This window comes from Chryseobacterium artocarpi (assembly GCF_001684975.1).
GTDB lineage: Bacteria > Bacteroidota > Bacteroidia > Flavobacteriales > Weeksellaceae > Chryseobacterium > Chryseobacterium artocarpi.
Genome location: NZ_MAYH01000015.1, coordinates 1 through 1,048, shown reverse-complemented (window position 1 = coordinate 1,048; position 1,048 = coordinate 1). Strand labels below are relative to the sequence as shown.

Below are 1,048 nucleotides of genomic sequence, written 5' to 3'. Positions count from 1 at the left end.
CATCTGGTGTTTTAAGTACTGCCGTGGATGGAACTTTTATTTTTGATACCAATGATAAAAAACTAAAGTTCAAACAAAACGGTATTTGGTTAGATCTTAGTAATACTGCTGCTATTACAAATGCTGTCGCACAGCCAGGAGGAACTGATGATTCTACAAAAAAAACAGTTATGGGAGCCAAAAGCAGCACTGTGGATGGTGCTTTAGTTTTGGAGTCTACAACAAAACTTATGGTTTTACCACAAGTTACGGAACCCTATAAAAATATTGTTAACCCTTCCGCGGGGTTAATGGTATATGATCCAATAAATGATGCATTATGTACTTTCAATGGAACTGAATGGACATTTTGGACATATCCATAGAAAATAATACATCAGTTATTTTTTGAAAGCATCTTATTAATAAGAGTTTTTTTAATTAATGCTCAAGCTTATATAGCTTGGGTATTAATTATCTATCCATTTTAAAAACTTAGAAAATAGTTATTGATAAAACTTTTAAGAAAAAAGCTACAATCCTCTCCTAATTTAAGATTGGGAAAAATAAAGTAAAACCCTTACACACAGGCTTTTTACTTTTTTATGTATACATATAGAAATAATTTTGTATACAAATAGTTACCCCTATTTCTCCTATTTAAGATCAAGGTATTCTTAATATTGCCAAAATAAATTACACGTTTTATGAAATACAATTTTTTGACTTTAGGATTAATCCTTTTTGCCGTGAATGCTTTTGGTCAGGTGGGTATAGGAACCGAGACTCCTGCCGCAACTTTAGATGTAAAAGGAAAAGAAACCAGCACCTCTACTGTTGACGGGCTTATAGCACCTAGAATTTCTTTAGCGAACCTTAATGTAAAATCTACAGTATATACAACTGCACAAACAGGTACTATATTATATGTAAACGACCTCACAGGTTCCACAGGTTCCGGTGCAACAGCCAACATAGACTCTGTTGGATACTATTACTTTGATGGAAATCTTTGGAATAAATTTTACAAACAACAACCCTGGCTGGTACAAGGAGGAACAGGTGTGGC

2 protein-coding genes are annotated in these 1,048 nt (G+C 33.6%); both read left to right on the top strand.

The features are described from left to right. On the top strand, positions 1–365 hold a 365-nt coding region (locus tag BBI01_RS22775; protein ID WP_498365968.1), incomplete at its 5' end, for a phage tail-like protein. 321 nt (positions 366–686) lie between these two features. Next, positions 687–1,048, top strand: a 362-nt coding sequence (locus tag BBI01_RS07965; protein ID WP_498365967.1) for a phage tail-like protein, incomplete at its 3' end; no start/stop codon positions are given.